This window comes from Maribacter chungangensis (genome assembly GCF_042676845.1).
Classification (GTDB): Bacteria; Bacteroidota; Bacteroidia; order Flavobacteriales; family Flavobacteriaceae; genus Maribacter; species Maribacter chungangensis.
This window is the reverse complement of the sequence record NZ_JBHTHY010000008.1, coordinates 33,033-49,588: the sequence shown is the minus strand read 5'-3', so window position 1 is coordinate 49,588 and position 16,556 is coordinate 33,033. Positions and strand designations below refer to the sequence as shown.

Here is a 16,556-nt window from a genome sequence, read left to right as displayed (position 1 = left end):
GAAGAGATTATTTTGCTTTCTTACCTCTTACCGTCTTGTTCTTTGTTTTGGATTTGGAACCAACTCTGGACATGGCACATCTGAAACCGATGTCGTCCGTGGCCATATACTGAGGTAGGTATCTTCTTTGGGCCGGATCTAACCAATAAGCCCTATCTCTCCATGAGCCACCTTTGTAAACGCGTACTTCGTCGTTGATAAGCGAGGTTCTTGAATTGGATTCATCATATTGTCTTGTAATATTTCCAATAGAATCCCTATCTATACGATGCTTGGGAGAATTGTACATCTTAGCTTTATCGCTATCTTCTTCATCGCTAAATCTGTTGTAAAATCTAGAGGAACCTGCATCACCGTCCCTGTAGCCAATGTTATCGCTGGTAGAGAAGTTGGTTCTTAAATATGTTTCATCCTCATCTACAGGAACCATTTTTATTTCGCCAGGTAGGTTTACCGCAACAAGTTTGCCGTTAGGTAGGGTGTCGTACACAATAGAGTCCCTTAGAATATTTACCTTGCCATCTTCGCCAATAGCGCTTTTCATATAAATATTACCTCTAAAGTAGTTGAAATCGCTTACTTCGTCATCTACGATGGGCCTATATACGTCTGCAACCCATTCGGAAACGTTTCCTGCCATATCATATAGACCTAGGTCGTTTGGTTTGTACGACATAACTTCTGCGGTAATATCCGCGCCATCGTCGGACCAACCCGCAATTCCGCCATAATCTCCTTTTCCTTGTTTGAAGTTTGCCAATTGATCGCCTCTTCCAACACGTTGTCCATTTCTTGTGTAATCACCGTCCCATGGATATTTCTTTCTTCCTCTGTAATTGTTGTATTCTCTAGAACCTACTTGGGCTTGTGCTGCATATTCCCATTCTGTTTCTGTAGGAAGCCTGTATTCTGGCATAATAACACCACTACTTCTTTTGGCAAAAGTAGACGTACTGTCCTTTTTCATTTTTCCTTGTAAGGAATCTATTTGCCCGTTGTAGACAGACTCAGGTCTATTTAGGTACGCTTCTGTGCTGAAAGTTCCCGCAACCTCACCGCTTGCCGCTTGGTATTTTGCGTCTTTGGACAGATACCCTTCACGCTCTAACATTACTTCGTTTACACGGTCCGTTCTCCATTTTGCAAATTGTGTAGCTTGGATCCAATTTACTCCAACTACAGGATATTCCGCATAAGCAGGATGTCTTAGGTAGTTGTTGGTCATTGTTTCGTTAAAGCCCAAGCGGTTTCTCCAAACCAAGGTATCCGGTAAAGCCCCTTTATAAATGTTGGCGTATTTTGGATTTTCAGGTGGATAAACACTCTTTAAATAATCTAAATACTCTAGGTACATGACATTGGTAACCTCGGTTTCATCCATGTAGAAAGACTGTACATGCTGGGAGGTCGGTGTATTGTTCCAATCGTGCATAACATCATCCTGCACTTTACCTTTGGTAAACGTTCCGCCTTCTACGAATACCAGTCCTGGGGCAGTTTCCTGCTCTTTAAAATCGGTATTGTATTGGAACCCTCCTTCTTTAGCGTTGATATTCCATCCTGTAGCCCTGGAAACATTCTTGGAAGAGGTGGATTTTGAACAGCTTGTGACTGTTAAACCTCCCGCTATAACAGTGCATGAGAGTACAACTTTAATAAACTTGTTTTTCATAAATCTAGGACTTGAGTTCAATCTTTTTAATCTAAAATTCTGACGTCTCTTTATTTGTCAACATATATTACGCCACTTTCGCAGATTAAAACGGTGTTTTCATCAGAATATTTCATGTCTTATAAATTATTTTCACAATACTTGTTTATCATAAAGTGTAGACCAGAAATTGCGGACGTTCACCGTTATAACGAGTTTAATGGGCTTGTAGTATGCCCAAGACTGTTCTTTTGACTTTACAGTTTGTAAAACTGGGTGGCACTACCTACCGGGTTTAATCTAAAATATTTGGAAGCTTGCACAAGATTTTGTCCAAAAGCCCGTTTTTACCGTAATATGTCGATTATTTTGGAGAAAGAAAGGCTAAGGCCTTAATTTTACACTTTTAGAACTAATTAATTTTTAAATGAAAAAGAATTCAATAGTATTTGTTTGTCTCATGCTAGCAGGTGTTACTGTGTGGGCTCAAGAAGACCAAAGAGTTATTACCACTGCGGTACCGTTTTTGACGATTGCGGCAGATGCGCGTTCTGCGGGAATGGGAGATATGGGGGTAGCCACCTCTACAGATGCTTTTTCTCAACAATGGAACCCGGCCAAATTTGCATTTGCCGAACGAAGCATGGGGATTGGGGTAAGTTACACGCCTTATTTAGAAAGTATTATTACGGATATTTCATTGTTGAATGCCAGTTTTTACAATAAGATTAACGATAACGGCGCTTTTGCGGTCAGTTTGCGCTATTTTACCCTTGGTGAAATAGAATTAAGACAGTTTGCCGGAGATCCCGGAACCTTGGCAAAGCCTAACGAACTGTCCTTGGACGGTTCATACTCCCTTAAATTAAGTCCAACTTTTTCTATGGCCGTTGCGGGTAGGTTTATACGATCAAACTTAAGGCTGCCACAGAACGGCACCGAAGATTCGCAGGCAGCAAGCTCTTTTGCTGTTGATGTAGCAGGTTATTATCGGTCTAGGGAAATAGCCTATAATAGTTTTGATGGCCGTTGGAGAGGTGGGTTCAACTTTTCCAATATTGGAGGTAAGATTCAATACGACGAAGGCGGTCAGGAGAACTTTTTGCCAAGTAACCTAAGAGCAGGTGTAGGTTTCGATTTTATTTTAGATCAGGACAATGTAATAGGTATCACAACGGAATTTAGTAAGCTGTTGGTGCCTACACCTCAGGATTTTGACAACGACGGGGATATAGATGCAGATGATAATGAGATTTATCAGAACGAAAGTGGATTGAGCGGTATTTTAGGTTCCTTTAATGATGCTCCCGATGGTTTTGGGGAAGAATTACAGGAATTCACATGGTCTTTAGGGGCAGAGTATACCTACCAAAATGCCTTCATGTTTAGAACTGGTTACTTTAATGAAAACGAAAATAAAGGCGCCCGAAAATTCTTTACCTTAGGGGCAGGGTTTAAGTTCAAATCGGCCCAAATAGACCTATCCTATCTGTTCTCTACATCACAGGTTAGAAATCCATTGGAGAACACCTTACGGTTTGGATTAACATTTAACCTTGGAGAAGAATTCTATAACGATTAAGTACAGGCTGCTATATAAAATAAAAAAATCCCGCTGCAAGGTGGGATTTTTTGTTTTAAAAGCAACCCATGGGTGTGTCGCTATGTGAAGGAAAGAATTTACCTTTGGCAACAGTTTCATTCCGATAAAGTTATGGCAGTACAGAAAAAAATTAGTTTTGATATTCGTATTTACGATAGTTTCGATGAGCTTTCGCAAGAAGACCAAGCCCTTATGCGGCAGGCCGTGGCAGCTAGAAAAAACGCTTATGCACCCTATTCCAAGTTTAGGGTAGGTGCCGCCGTAGAAATGGAGAATGCCGAGGTAGTCATAGGTAGTAATCAGGAAAACGCTTCCTATCCCTCCGGACTCTGTGCGGAACGTGTCGCCATTTTTCATGCAGGCGCCAAATTTCCAGGGGTCTCCGTCAAGACAATAGCGATCAGTGCCACCTCGGATACCTATCAGGTTAGTGTGCCAGCTGCTCCATGTGGCAATTGTAGGCAGGCTATTTTCGAATATGAATTCAAACAAAAACAACCTATCAGAATCTTGTTGATGGGCGAAAAAGGCAATGTGGTGGCCTGTAATTCCATTGCCGATCTATTGCCATTGGGTTTTAACAGTACATTTTTAAGTTAATTTTTAAAAACAGTTTAGGGTTTTTTTGTGTCAAGACGTATTTTCTTGCTGCTTTTACTTCTATTTTTTTTATGCATTGATTTATATGTGTATTTTTGATTTCTTTTTGCGGTTGAAATTTGCACTCGCTTTTTTTGTCCGTTAAATTTGTACTAAATTCATAATAGCAATGGAAAAAATCACCAAAGAAACGTATTTGAAATGGTATGAGGACATGCTTTTCTGGCGAAAATTCGAGGATAAGCTTGCAGCTGTTTATATACAACAAAAAGTGCGAGGTTTTTTACACCTTTATAACGGACAGGAAGCTGTTTTGGCCGGAGCCTTGCATGCGATGGATTTGTCAAAGGACAGGATGATAACCGCCTATAGAAACCATGTTCAGCCTATAGGTATGGGTGTGGATCCAAGAAAAGTAATGGCCGAGCTTTATGGTAAGGTCACGGGAACATCCAAGGGAATGGGTGGTTCTATGCATATTTTTTCCAAGGAACACCGCTTTCATGGAGGCCACGGTATCGTTGGTGGACAAATTCCATTAGGGGCCGGGATGGCTTTTGGGGACAAGTACAACGGTAGTGATGCGGTAACCCTATGTTATATGGGAGACGGTGCGGTGCGGCAAGGTGCCTTGCACGAGACGTTTAATTTGGCCATGCTTTGGCAGTTACCGGTCGTGTTTGTCTGTGAGAACAATGGCTATGCTATGGGTACATCTGTAGAAAGAACATCGTATTCTACCGAGATATGGAAACTAGGTCTGGGCTATGAAATGCCATGCGGACCCGTAGACGGTATGAATCCCGTTACCGTAGCGCAAGAAATGCACAAAGCGATCGATCGCGCAAGATCTGGTGGCGGGCCAACGTTTCTTGAAATGAAGACCTACAGATACAGAGGCCACTCTATGTCGGATGCACAGCACTATAGAACCAAGGACGAGGTGGCGGAGTACAAGAAAATAGACCCGATTACCCAGGTATTGGATGTAATCCAGGAAAATAAATATGCGACAGAAGAGGAAATCAAAGCGATAGATAAAAGGGTTAAAAAACTGGTTTCCGAATGTGAGAAATTTGCAGAAGAATCCGATTACCCGCCGGTAAATCAATTATACGACATGGTTTACGAGCAAGAAGATTTTCCATTCGTTCAACATAAATTATAAGATAGATGGCGATAGTAGTAAATATGCCCCGTTTAAGCGATACCATGGAAGAGGGTACCGTTGCCGCATGGTTGAAAAAAGTAGGAGACAAAGTTGAAGAAGGAGATATTCTAGCTGAAATCGAAACCGACAAGGCTACGATGGAATTTGAGTCCTTTAACGAAGGAGTGCTGTTACATATTGGTATACCGGAAGGCGATACGGCTCCCGTAGACTCGTTATTGGCCATTATTGGCGATGAAGGGGAGGATATTTCTGCTTTGTTGGGTGGTGGCACTACCTCTGAAGTAAAAGAGGAAGCGCAGCCCGAACCCGCAGCGGATACTACGGTTACGGAGAGTACCGAAGCCGATACACCAACTGCTGAAATTCCTGATGATGTAGAAATCGTTAAAATGCCGCGTTTAAGCGATACCATGGAAGAAGGTACCGTAGCCACTTGGTTAAAACAGGTGGGTGACAAGGTTGAAGAAGGTGATATTTTGGCTGAAATCGAAACGGATAAGGCTACGATGGAGTTTGAGTCTTTCTATTCGGGTACCTTATTATATATTGGCATTAAAGAAGGGGAATCCTCTCCGGTTGATGCTGTTTTGGCCGTTATTGGACCAGAGGGCACGGATGTGGATGCCATACTAAATGCAAAACCTTCTGGTGGCGCGGTTGCCAGCGCTGAGCAGGGGAGCACCGAAGAGAAAAAAAGTGCCCCTGTTAAGGAAGAAACTACCGCCCCGGTACAAGATGGCAAACGTATTTTCGCATCGCCATTGGCGCGCAAAATAGCAGAGGATAAGGGTATAGATTTAGCAGCGGTCTCCGGTACAGGCGATAATGGTAGGATTATAAAAAAGGATGTCGAGAGCTTTACGCCCTCTAAGGCAGCTACGGTGAGTACGGATACCAAGGTAACCGAAAGTGCCGCACCGGTTGCGATGCCTATTAGCTTGCCGGTAGGGGAAGAAGGTTCGGAAGAAGTGAAGAATTCCAATATGCGTAAGGCAATTGCCAAGGCATTGGGTAATTCTAAGTTTACCGCACCACATTTCTATCTAACTATAGAGGTAGATATGGATAATGCTATGGCTTCTAGGGTACAGATAAACAGTTTGCCAGATACCAAGGTGTCCTTTAACGATATGGTACTGAAGGCTTGTGCCATGGCCTTGAAAAAACATCCACAGGTAAATACCTCGTGGAACGGTGCTACTACAAGGTACAATAAGCATATTCACATGGGGGTTGCCGTTGCCGTAGATGAAGGGTTAGTGGTGCCCGTAGTAAAGTTTGCCGATCAATTAGGTCTTATGCAGATAGGGGCTACCGTTAAAGATTTGGCAGGGAAGGCACGTGCCAAGAAAATAACACCTCAGGAAATGGAAGGCAGTACTTTTACGGTGTCCAACTTGGGTATGTTCGGAATACAGGAATTTACCTCCATTATTAACCAACCCAATTCCGCCATACTTTCCGTAGGGGCCATAGTGGAAAAGCCTGTGGTTAAGAACGGTGAAATTGTCGTTGGCAATACCATGAAACTGACCTTGGCCTGTGATCATAGAACGGTAGACGGAGCCGCCGGAGCCCAGTTTTTACAGACCTTACGATATTTTGTTGAGAATCCGGTTACGATGCTAGCTTAAGTCAATTTTGGAATAGATACAAAAAGCACCGTAAATAGCGGTGCTTTTTTGTTTTAATAGGTTTCTTCCAACCCCTCTTACTTCCGTAGAGAAAAAGAAAAGAAACAAGGGAAACAAGAAGAAGCTCCTCCCTTCGGCCGAAGGGAGGTGTACGCTTGGTGTGCGGAGGGTTTGACCCCCTAAACTTCGGGGCTGCTTTGCGGTAAGGAACAACTGTACTCCTTTTTTTAACCAATCTAACAACTTCGAACCCCTCTTTCTTCCTCGGGGCGGAATTCATTCTCCCCTTGGTCCCAAGGGGAGAGCTCTTTATTGGTCTCAAATTAGGGTTTAAAACCCTGCAATTTTATTGCAGAACTTTAGTAATGCGAAAAAATCTGAATATCCGGATAGGACAGCAATTGATATCAATCCTTTCATATTCTATTTTTCAAAAAATAAGGACTTTCGGTCCTTGGTCAAACAAACCCCTGCACTTGTAGTGCAGGGTGGTTTAGTTTAGAAAGTAAAAAAGTAAAAAAAGAAAAGCTCCTCCCTTCAGCCGAAGGGAGGTGTACGTCTATGGTGTGCGGAGGGTTTGACCAGGAACTTCGGGGCTGCTATCCCGCAAAAATAGTGGGCAAACACAAAACCTAGGGGGTATTAAACCTCTTGAAACCATCCTTTTTTCTATCTTTAAACTTTCTAAAAAATTATTCGGATGAGACATATTGTTTTTCTTTTTTGTTTGGGCTTGTTACTTTCTTGTGGAGCGGGTAAGGGAACCACCACCACTGGTTCCCAAGATGTATCTGGCCCAGACGGACTAAAAGCACGTGTTGTTGCGGCAGATGAAAATAAAGCAAGGGAAAATGTAGTGGAGGAAACGATAGCAGCTACTAAGGTCATGGCCCGTGTCATGGAGCATACTACCGTGCAAGATGTGGCAAAATCAATGGAATTCCTAGCCTCGGACGAATTGCAGGGAAGGGATTCGGGGAGCGAGGGTATTGCCAAGGCCGCCGAGTTTATTATAAATAGCTTTGAATCCAATGGCGTTGCCCCGTATTTTGAAACCTACAGGGACACCCTGGGTAATTTTGATCTGCCCGCTTTTAACGTTGTGGGAATCTTGGAAGGTTCCGACCCTAAGCTAAAAAAAGAATTTATTATCGTTGGTGCCCATTACGATCATATAGGTCTGCTCACGCCCGAGAACGGTGATGCCATTGCCAACGGGGCAAATGACAATGCATCGGGTACAACCACCGTTATGGAGCTTGCAAAGTATTTTGGAAAAGAAAAAGCCAACAAGCGCAGTATTATCTTCGCCCTTTTTACTGCGGAGGAAAAGGGACTTATGGGTGCCAAGCATTTGGCCAATAAACTAAAGGCCGAGAATTTAAACCTTTACGCAATGCTCAATTTTGAAATGGTGGGAGTGCCAATGGTAGATAAGGATTACCTGCTGTACTTAACGGGATATGAGCTGTCAAATCTTGCTCAGGTGAGTAATGGGTATGCCGATGAGAACTTGGTCGGGTTTTTGCCCAAGGCAAAGGAGTTCAATTTGTTTAAGCGGTCGGACAATTATCCCTTCCATGAAATTTTCAAGGTGCCCTCACAGACCTATTGTACTTTCGATTTTACCAATTTTGACCATTATCATAAGGTAGGGGACGAAAACGAGGAGATGGATTACGCACATATCGCACTAGTCATCAATAAAATGATTCCGGTAGTAGAAGGCATAGCCAACGCTCCCGTCAAAGAAATAACATATAAATAATGGCAAAGGTCATCATTACGGGCGCAAGCAGGGGAATTGGATTTGAAATGGCGAAGCTTTTTGCCGATGCCGGACATAGCGTCTTGGCCTTGTCCAGAAATGTTGCCCCTATTGCGGAAGTGGGCCATAAGAATATTGAATCTTTTTCTTTTGATTTGGCCCAACCCACCGACATAGATAAACTGGAACACTTTTTAAGGACCGGTTGGAAAGAAGTCGATATCCTTATCAATAACGCCGGAAAATTGGTAAACAAGCCATTTTTGGAAACCACCATGGCGGAGTTCAAGGCCGTGTACGATGTAAACGTCTTTGGCGTGGCCGCGGTTACCAAGGTGGTACTGCCGTTTATGAACAAAGCGGCCCATGTCGTCACCGTAAGTTCTATGGGCGGGGTGCAGGGCAGTGCTAAATTTCCGGGATTATCGGCCTACAGTTCAAGCAAGGGCGCGGTAATTACCATGACCGAGCTGTGGGCAGAGGAATTCAAGGAGACCGGACCTTCTTTCAATGTATTGGCCTTAGGTGCCGTACAGACCGAGATGCTAGAAGAGGCCTTTCCCGGATACCAAGCCCCGGTTACTGCAACACAGATGGCACGTTATATCATGGATTTTTCCTTGACAGGGCAACAACTCTACAATGGCAAACTTTTGCAGGTAAGTAGCAGTACCCCGTAAAAAAATTCAAGTATCAAGCTCAAGTACAAATACGCTCCCCTGCCGGCATTGCGAGCGCATTTCCCAACCCATGCGATTGCGAAGCGCATTTTCGCGCTGAAGCAATCTGCCGAACCTTTGTTCCAAGGCAATAGATCAACCGCCTGAACGGAACGGGCAGGCTTTGTGGTGCCTCCTCGTAAAGACGATAGTTATTCAATAAAAGCTTTGGCCAAACCCCATAACCTAATAACCCAGTAACCTAATAACTCAGTAACCTCATAACTCATTAACCCCATAACCTAATAACTCATTAACCCCATAACCAATACACCCAATCCATACTTGCCAAAAACACAGTTTTCACCTAGGTACATGAAAAAGAATATAAGTTTATTCCAATATTTATAGTTTAGGTGTGCAGTTCATCGAATTTTTGATCGTATTCGGTAATAAGCCGTGCTAGAATTCCATTTCTAAGCTTTGATATATTAGTTTTGTCGATGAACACTAAGCATACTGTAGCTTCGGAAATGAAACCAGATCAAGGTGTAATTTTACCTAGGTTTATAGTGAAGAAAATTGAAATTCGTTTGTATTTACCTCATTCCCCCGGAGACGTACATAAAACACTTGGCAGGCTCAAAAAGCCTATGATCTAGTGGCTCGGATTTACTATTGGTTGTTTGGTGTATGGTATCGTTTTGAAAAAATAGTCCCAATCAATGACCGTGATTACTCAGATCTTTTCTAGTCCATACGTTTTGGCCTTTGTAGCCTTGATATCGGCCTATGTGATATCGATCCGTATCTACCCTGCTATCATTTACCTTAGCCATTCCAAGGATTTAATGGACGAGCCTTGCGAGCGTAGTATGCACCAGGGTAAAACCCCCACCTTGGGCGGTATTGGACTATTCCTCACTTTTGCCATAGGTATGGTGCTCATAGGTGTTTTTGCCCCTTTGCCACCGCAGGATGTCATTAATGTACTCGCTCTTGTGGGCGCTACGATGCTCTTGTTGTTTTTGGGCGTAAAGGACGACTTGGTACTGGTTTCTCCAAAAAAGAAATTTAGCGGTCAGCTCATTGCCGCTGCCTTGGTGGTATTTGCCTCCGATATTCGTATTGTAAGCATGGAGGGCATTTTTGGATTTGGGGAACTGCCTTATTGGGTTTCTGTGGTCTTTACGGTTTTTGTCTTCTTGTTGGTCATAAACGCCTTTAACCTTATCGATGGTATCGACGGTTTGGCCGGTGGCTTGGCAATCCTCTCGGCTACGGTATTCGGTTTGTTCTTTTTTGTTAACGGGCAGCTGTATTTAGCACTGGCCTCGGTTATATTGATCGGGGCGCTGATCGGCTTTCTACAGCACAATCTTTCCAAACGGCAAAAACTGTTTATGGGGGACTCCGGTTCCTTGTTCACCGGTTTTCTGTTGGCCTACCTCACGATTGCTTTTTTGAATAAGAGTGCAGATGCAACCGCCTTTGCCCTCCCCATTGCCAATGCACCTATTTTGGCCATTGCCGTCCTGTCCTATCCCATGATGGATACGCTGCGTGTCTTCACCATACGCATACGGGCGGGCAGAAGCCCTTTTAGTGCGGATAAGAACCACATCCACCACCGTTTTTTAAGTTTAGGTTTTAGCCATAAGAAGTCCAGTATGTGTATTGTAGGTCTAAATTTGGCCGTAGTTCTTGTAGCCTTGGCCTTGCAGGATATAAACATTCACCTGCAGCTGTTCGCTTGCTTGGTGGTTGGGGTGTCCTTGTATTTGTCCCCGTTTTATGTAAAAGGCAAAAAAACGGAGGTTCGTTTAGGTAAGGTTGTGCAAAATTATACCGGTATAAAGGATGATGAAAGTATCAAGTCTAGGAATGCAAAAGCGCCTGAGGTATTTGATGAGGAAATCGCTAGGTTGATAAAAGTACAACAGGAAGCGGTTCGTATGGCGAAACGGGAGAGTTTTTTTGGAAAGCGTTTACGGGCGGGTGGTACTTCCATTAAAGGTAAAGAAAGCGCGGAGGGAGAGCAGTATCAAAACAAATTGTAATTGCTGTTGCTATTCGCTTAATGCGTTAAATTGTAACCGTAAACATAAAGTGCTCTAGTTGTAATAGCAACTGTAGGAGAAAGTGGAAAAATAGAATAACTATAGAGGCAGCGTCAGCAGGCATCATCTTGCAAGCCTTAAAAATGAAAATGAAGCGTATGGCAAAAGTTGCATTTATCACAGGGGTTACGGGACAGGACGGTTCCTATCTAAGTGAATTTTTACTGGAAAAAGGATATATAGTTCATGGATTAAAGCGCAGGTCCTCCCTTTTTAATACGGAACGCGTAGATCATTTGTACCAAGACCCCCACGAGGAAAGACGTAGGTTTATTTTGCATTATGGTGATATGACGGATAGCACAAATCTAATTCGGTTGATCCAAGAAATACAGCCGGACGAAATCTACAACTTGGCAGCGATGAGCCATGTACATGTCTCGTTTGAAATACCCGAATATACAGGTAATGCGGATGGACTTGGGACATTACGTTTATTGGACGCTGTTCGCCTCTTGGGGCTTGAAAAGAAAACAAAGATCTATCAAGCTTCCACTTCTGAGCTATATGGCAAGGTGCAGGAAGTACCACAGACCGAAAAAACACCTTTTTACCCAAGAAGCCCGTATGGTGTGGCAAAGATGTATGCATATTGGATCACCGTTAACTATAGGGAAGCCTACGGTATGTTTGCCTGTAACGGGATACTGTTCAATCACGAGTCGCCATTAAGAGGGGAAACCTTTGTTTCCCGTAAGATTACCAGGGCAGTTTCCCGTATTGCATTAGGATTGCAGGATAAACTCTTTTTAGGTAATCTGGATGCCCAGCGCGATTGGGGCCATGCGAAGGATTATGTAAAAGTAATGTGGATGATTCTACAGGCCGAAGAAGCTGAGGATTGGGTAATTGCTACAGGTAAGACCACAAAAGTGCGAGATTTTGTTCGCATGGCGTTTGCCGAAGTAGGAATGGTCTTGGAATTTAAAGGAAGTGGAAGACACGAAAAAGGTTATGTACTAGCCTGCCACCATGAAGAGTATCAGCTCCCTCTCGGAACTGAGGTGCTGAGCATAGATCCTAATTACTTTAGACCAACGGAGGTAGATCTTTTAATAGGGGATGCCACCAAAGCAAAGCAGAAACTAGGTTGGGAAGCCCAATGTGATGTAGCTTCTTTGGTGAAGGAAATGATGGAGAGCGATTTAAAATTGATGGAAAAAGACCGTCATTTGAAAAAGGGTGGATTCAATACCCTCAATTACTATGAATAGGGATAGTAGAATATATATAGCAGGGCATAATGGCATGGTAGGATCTGCGGTATGGCGGGCCTTAAAAAAATTAGGCTATACCAACCTTATTGGAAAGACCAGTACCGAGCTCGATTTACGGAACCAAGAAGCTGTCACCCATTTTTTTAACACAGAACAGCCGGATATAGTGGTAGATGCCGCTGCTAGAGTAGGGGGGATTCTCGCCAATCTAAAGGACCAGTATGGTTTTTTGATGGAAAACATGCAGATACAGAACAACCTTATTCAGCAATCTGTTACTGCCGAAGTGGAAAAATTCATTTTTTTGGGCAGTTCCTGTATTTACCCTAAACTAGCGCCACAACCTTTAAAGGAGGACTATTTGCTTACGGGCCCCTTGGAACCTACTAATGAAGGTTATGCGATCGCTAAAATTTCCGGGGTAAAACTATGCCAGGCCTTACGGGAACAACAGGACAGGTATTTTGTGAGTTTGATGCCCACCAATTTATACGGCCCCAACGATAATTTTGATTTGCAAAGCTCTCACGTAATGCCGGCCATGATGCGCAAGTTCCATGAAGCCAGGGAAAACGATAACGCGCCCGTTACCTTATGGGGCAGCGGTACGCCCCTAAGGGAATTTTTACATGTAGACGATTTGGCCAAGGCCGTTGTCTTTACCTTGGAAAATGAACTGCCCGGACATTTATACAATGTAGGTACCGGTAAGGATTTAACCATTAAGGATTTGGCATTGCTGATTCAAAAAACGGTGGGGCATGAGGGTGAAATTATCTGGGATAGGGATAAACCCGATGGTACACCACGTAAGTTGATGGACGTGTCTAAGTTAAAAAAGTTGGGATGGGAATCTTCTATTGGCCTGGAGGAAGGAATTCGGGAAACTTATGCTTGGTTTTTGGAAAATTGAGGTTACTTAGTTTGTATCAAAGATTTAGATACGGTTCTTTTTGAAGCTATCATCCCAATTGTATAACCCTATCACAGCTTGATTTTATATGAATATGATATTTCTGAATGAAATCTAGATTTAAAGCTTTTTATACAAAAGTTAGGCAAAGCAAGTTTGCTCAGGACTCGTTTTGGGCATTATTTGGAAATGTATTAGCAAAAGCTATGTCGTTATTAGGGGCAATCATAGTTGCGCGTCTGTTAGGTAAGGAGATTTTTGGTGAATTTGGTACTATTCGTTCAACGCTAATTAGTGTTGCAATGTTTTCAACTTTTGGGCTAGGCTATACTGCGACTAAATTTATTGCGGAGAGTAAAGATAGAAACCCAAACTTAATTAAGGGAATAGCTATTTTAACCATGGGAATATCGTTAGTCCTGAGCGGTATACTTGCAATTCTATTATTTGTTTTTGCAAAGTATGTTTCAGATGTTATTTTTGAAGCCCCGCATTTAGTTACTCCAGTAAGATTAGTTTCATTTTGGGTTATCTTCAGCGCTCTTACAACTGCACAAATTGGGATACTTTCCGGTTTTAATGCTTTTAAGTCGATGGCTAGAATTAATACGTACGTAGGTATTTTGGCGTTTACCAATAGTTTTATATTAACCTATTTTTTTGATTTAAATGGTGCATTAATTGCCCTGCTTTGTACCCAAATTTTTAACTGTTATTTAAATTATATGGAAGTTCAAAAGTTTATTCCAGCGGCCAATCTCGTTGGATCTGCAGAATTTAAAGCTTTAAGCAAAAAGATACTAAAATTTTCTACACCAGTTGCAATGCAAGAAGGGCTGTATGCGTTGACTTCTTGGTTAACCATTATATTACTTTTAAAGTTCAGTGATTATGGAGAAGTAGGTTTATATAGTGCTGCCGCTCAATGGAGTGCTATAATACTATTTATACCTGGTATATTAAGAAACGTTATTTTAACCCATTTGTCTGAGAACAATAAAGATTTGTTAAAACATACCGAAATAATAAGAAAAACAATACTTATAAATTTAGTAACAACTGTTATACCATTTATAGGGATTTATTTGTTAAGGCACTGGATTGTTGGTTTTTATGGAGAAAGTTATAAAGATGAATTGGATTATATTTTAGCTATTTCTCTATTTTCGACCATATTTATAAGTATTTCAAATGTATATGCTCAGGCCTTTATGTCAATAGATAAAAATTGGTACATGTTTGGATTACGATTTACTCGCGACGTTTTAATCATAACCGGGACTTACCTCTTTTTAATTAATAACATATATTCTGGAGCTCTTTCGTTGGTTGTTAGCAATTTGATAATTCAAATTTGTTTTTTGGTCATTATTATGTTTATTTATAACAATATCAAATTAGGTCATGTTTAAAATTTTTAAATACTTCATACAAAGATTAATGTATTTTATTCCAGAATCCCGTTTTTTTAAAACTAAGGTTTATTTATTTCGATTAATGAAATTTGATGTTGCTAAAGATGCTAGATTATTTTCATCAGTTAAAGTTTTAGGGGAAGTTAAAGTTTCTATAGGTAAAGATACTTTTATTGGCACCAACACATTAATTACTGGTGGTAAATCGACTGTAGTAATCGGAGATTTTTGCGACATTTCATCTAATGTGCTCATTATTAGTGGAACCCATGAAATAACTCCAAATGCACACAGAATAGCTGGTAAGGGTTATAGCCAAGATATTGTTATTGGAAATGGGGTTTGGATAGGCGCTGGGGCAATAATATTGGGAGGTGTCAATATAGGAGATAAAGCAATTATTTCAGCTGGTGCAACCGTTGTTGAAGATGTTGAAGGATTGACAATAGTTGGCGGTGTGCCAGCAAAAATTCTAAAAAAAATGGGTTTAAAAAACAATCCGATTAAGGTCTAATATTTTTAATTAGCGGCAATGTAGAATAATTTAAGACTTAGTATTTAAAATGAATTATATGAATGCTCAGACTTTTATCAGTAGTTTTGAGTTATAACTAAAAAAATACAATGCAGTCTTTTATCATTGTTAGAAGTGTTTTTTTTTTAAGTGTCTTCTTGACACTAATATCTCAGGTTCCTCAAGTTCTTGAAATGCAAATTAGTGTTTATTTGCAGTCGTCTTGGTTGGTAACGTTAGTATTATTAATTGTTAACAGAAGTATCTTTATAGGTGAAGCTGTAACTTTTATAGCTTTATTGTTTATTTTCTTAATTATTTATGCGCTCCTAATGCAGATAGTTTCTGGGAATGACTATTTTGAATCCGCACACATAGGTAATATTGCTAAAAGTTTACTAATATTTATAATCGCATATAATTCAGCACCTTATTTTACTGATACAGATTTTGCAAAATGGTTAGGGAGAATTGGGTTAATTGGCGGAACAATTTTGGCAATATCTATCTATTGGGCTTCCTTTGCTACTGAATTTGATGTTAAGGATATTACATATGCTTATAAAGCTAAGAACTCAGCTTCACAAATTTTGTTAAGTTGTCAGATTTTTGTTCTACTGCTATTTCAATCAAAGGTAAAAGTAACACGACTTTTTAAGGTAGTTTTTTTGCTATTTACTTTGTATTTAATACTAATGCTAAAAAGCAGAGCTACGATACTGGGGTTGATATTTGTCATAATTTTAACATATAGATACACGTCAAATAAAATAATAAAGAAACTAACGCTGGTATTTACTTTAATATCAGGGTCTATTGTTCTTTTTTTTGAAGATATTCGTAATATATTAATCGAAAATATATTGTTCGGCGGAAGGGATATAAATGATTTAAACGAAGTTTCATCCGGTAGAGTAGAATTTTTGTACGAATTCCCTGAGTTATTCAGTGAAAATATTTGGTTTGGAAGAGGGTATTATTTTATTGACAGTTTTCCTTTGTCGATACTATTAGGATTTGGTGCGATTGGATCATTGTTTATATTTATTTTTCTTTTGTTGCCAATTTTATTTTTACGTAAGCGTTTACGTTTTTATAACCCACTTCATTTGGTGTTCTTATTATTAGTAGTAACCTATTATTTTAATGGCTTATTTGAGGAGCAGTCCCCTTTCGGTCCTGGATCAAAAAATTTTCTATTATGGTTAATTTTGGGATATCTATTTAGGGTGTGTCAAAGGCGTCCACGGCTAGCCGAAATATAATTGTTTCTAACTAATGACAAGTT

At 41.0% G+C, this 16,556-nt stretch carries 13 protein-coding genes; 12 read left to right on the top strand and 1 reads right to left on the bottom strand.

Annotation, left to right across the window (positions count from 1 at the left end; genetic code table 11):
• Positions 1-7: 7 nt before the first annotated feature.
• The gene (gldJ, locus tag ACFQZJ_RS12145) at positions 8-1,672 is read right to left on the bottom strand and encodes a gliding motility lipoprotein GldJ (RefSeq protein WP_379934871.1); all 1,665 of its coding nucleotides are present in this window, start codon (positions 1,670-1,672) and stop codon (positions 8-10) included.
• Positions 1,673-2,078: 406 nt separating this feature from the next.
• Between gldJ and porV the strand changes: the two genes are divergently transcribed.
• The 12 genes from porV to ACFQZJ_RS12085 all read left to right on the top strand — a co-directional run bounded on the left by porV (position 2,079) and on the right by ACFQZJ_RS12085 (position 16,533).
• Positions 2,079-3,233: a type IX secretion system outer membrane channel protein PorV gene (gene porV / locus ACFQZJ_RS12140; RefSeq protein WP_379934870.1), complete on the top strand. Its 1,155-nt coding sequence runs from the start codon at positions 2,079-2,081 to the stop codon at positions 3,231-3,233.
• A gap of 132 nt (positions 3,234-3,365) precedes the next feature.
• Entirely contained in the window at positions 3,366-3,854 is a 489-nt protein-coding gene (gene cdd, locus ACFQZJ_RS12135) for a cytidine deaminase (protein ID WP_379934868.1), read from the top strand.
• Positions 3,855-4,023: 169 nt separating this feature from the next.
• Positions 4,024-5,022, top strand: a complete 999-nt coding sequence (pdhA, locus tag ACFQZJ_RS12130; RefSeq protein WP_379934867.1) for a pyruvate dehydrogenase (acetyl-transferring) E1 component subunit alpha — start codon at positions 4,024-4,026, stop codon at positions 5,020-5,022.
• A 5-nt stretch (positions 5,023-5,027) separates the two neighbouring features.
• Positions 5,028-6,662: a pyruvate dehydrogenase complex dihydrolipoamide acetyltransferase gene (locus ACFQZJ_RS12125; protein WP_379934865.1), complete on the top strand. Its 1,635-nt coding sequence runs from the start codon at positions 5,028-5,030 to the stop codon at positions 6,660-6,662.
• A 700-nt stretch (positions 6,663-7,362) separates the two neighbouring features.
• Positions 7,363-8,430 carry a M28 family metallopeptidase gene (locus tag ACFQZJ_RS12120; protein ID WP_379934864.1) on the top strand — a complete coding sequence of 356 codons (1,068 nt, stop codon included), beginning with the start codon at positions 7,363-7,365 and terminating at the stop codon, positions 8,428-8,430.
• A complete protein-coding gene (locus ACFQZJ_RS12115; protein WP_379934863.1) occupies positions 8,430-9,110 on the top strand; it encodes an SDR family NAD(P)-dependent oxidoreductase in 681 nt (226 codons plus the stop codon). Before ACFQZJ_RS12120 ends, ACFQZJ_RS12115 begins: the two co-directional genes overlap by 1 nt.
• A 704-nt stretch (positions 9,111-9,814) precedes the next feature.
• A complete protein-coding gene (locus ACFQZJ_RS12110) occupies positions 9,815-11,149 on the top strand; it encodes an MraY family glycosyltransferase (protein ID WP_379934861.1) in 1,335 nt (444 codons plus the stop codon).
• Positions 11,150-11,307: 158 nt separating this feature from the next.
• Positions 11,308-12,423, top strand: coding sequence for a GDP-mannose 4,6-dehydratase (gene gmd / locus ACFQZJ_RS12105; RefSeq protein ID WP_379934860.1), 1,116 nt, complete (start codon positions 11,308-11,310; stop codon positions 12,421-12,423).
• Positions 12,416-13,339 (top strand): GDP-L-fucose synthase family protein, encoded by a 924-nt coding sequence (locus tag ACFQZJ_RS12100; protein WP_379934859.1) that lies wholly within the window; start codon positions 12,416-12,418, stop codon positions 13,337-13,339. The genes gmd and ACFQZJ_RS12100 overlap by 8 nt, the downstream gene beginning before the upstream one ends.
• Before the next feature lie 107 nt (positions 13,340-13,446).
• Complete coding sequence (locus ACFQZJ_RS12095) at positions 13,447-14,751, top strand: oligosaccharide flippase family protein (RefSeq protein WP_379934858.1); 1,305 nt, start codon at positions 13,447-13,449, stop codon at positions 14,749-14,751.
• Complete coding sequence (locus ACFQZJ_RS12090) at positions 14,744-15,268, top strand: acyltransferase (RefSeq protein WP_379934857.1); 525 nt, start codon at positions 14,744-14,746, stop codon at positions 15,266-15,268. The genes ACFQZJ_RS12095 and ACFQZJ_RS12090 overlap by 8 nt, the downstream gene beginning before the upstream one ends.
• Positions 15,269-15,378: 110 nt before the next feature.
• The gene (locus tag ACFQZJ_RS12085; RefSeq protein ID WP_379934856.1) at positions 15,379-16,533 is read left to right on the top strand and encodes a hypothetical protein; all 1,155 of its coding nucleotides are present in this window, start codon (positions 15,379-15,381) and stop codon (positions 16,531-16,533) included.
• Positions 16,534-16,556: the final 23 nt, after the last annotated feature.

Excerpts from the sequence above, each read along its gene's own strand:
- gldJ (WP_379934871.1), bottom strand. The coding sequence starts at position 1,672 with ATGAAAAACAAGTTTATTAAAGTTGTACTCTCATGCACTGTTATAGCG.
- porV (WP_379934870.1), top strand. The coding sequence starts at position 2,079 with ATGAAAAAGAATTCAATAGTATTTGTTTGTCTCATGCTAGCAGGTGTT.
- cdd (WP_379934868.1), top strand. The coding sequence starts at position 3,366 with ATGGCAGTACAGAAAAAAATTAGTTTTGATATTCGTATTTACGATAGT.
- pdhA (WP_379934867.1), top strand. The coding sequence starts at position 4,024 with ATGGAAAAAATCACCAAAGAAACGTATTTGAAATGGTATGAGGACATG.
- ACFQZJ_RS12125 (WP_379934865.1), top strand. The coding sequence starts at position 5,028 with ATGGCGATAGTAGTAAATATGCCCCGTTTAAGCGATACCATGGAAGAG.
- ACFQZJ_RS12120 (WP_379934864.1), top strand. The coding sequence starts at position 7,363 with ATGAGACATATTGTTTTTCTTTTTTGTTTGGGCTTGTTACTTTCTTGT.
- ACFQZJ_RS12115 (WP_379934863.1), top strand. The coding sequence starts at position 8,430 with ATGGCAAAGGTCATCATTACGGGCGCAAGCAGGGGAATTGGATTTGAA.
- ACFQZJ_RS12110 (WP_379934861.1), top strand. The coding sequence starts at position 9,815 with ATGACCGTGATTACTCAGATCTTTTCTAGTCCATACGTTTTGGCCTTT.
- gmd (WP_379934860.1), top strand. The coding sequence starts at position 11,308 with ATGGCAAAAGTTGCATTTATCACAGGGGTTACGGGACAGGACGGTTCC.
- ACFQZJ_RS12100 (WP_379934859.1), top strand. The coding sequence starts at position 12,416 with ATGAATAGGGATAGTAGAATATATATAGCAGGGCATAATGGCATGGTA.
- ACFQZJ_RS12095 (WP_379934858.1), top strand. The coding sequence starts at position 13,447 with ATGAAATCTAGATTTAAAGCTTTTTATACAAAAGTTAGGCAAAGCAAG.
- ACFQZJ_RS12090 (WP_379934857.1), top strand. The coding sequence starts at position 14,744 with ATGTTTAAAATTTTTAAATACTTCATACAAAGATTAATGTATTTTATT.
- ACFQZJ_RS12085 (WP_379934856.1), top strand. The coding sequence starts at position 15,379 with ATGCAGTCTTTTATCATTGTTAGAAGTGTTTTTTTTTTAAGTGTCTTC.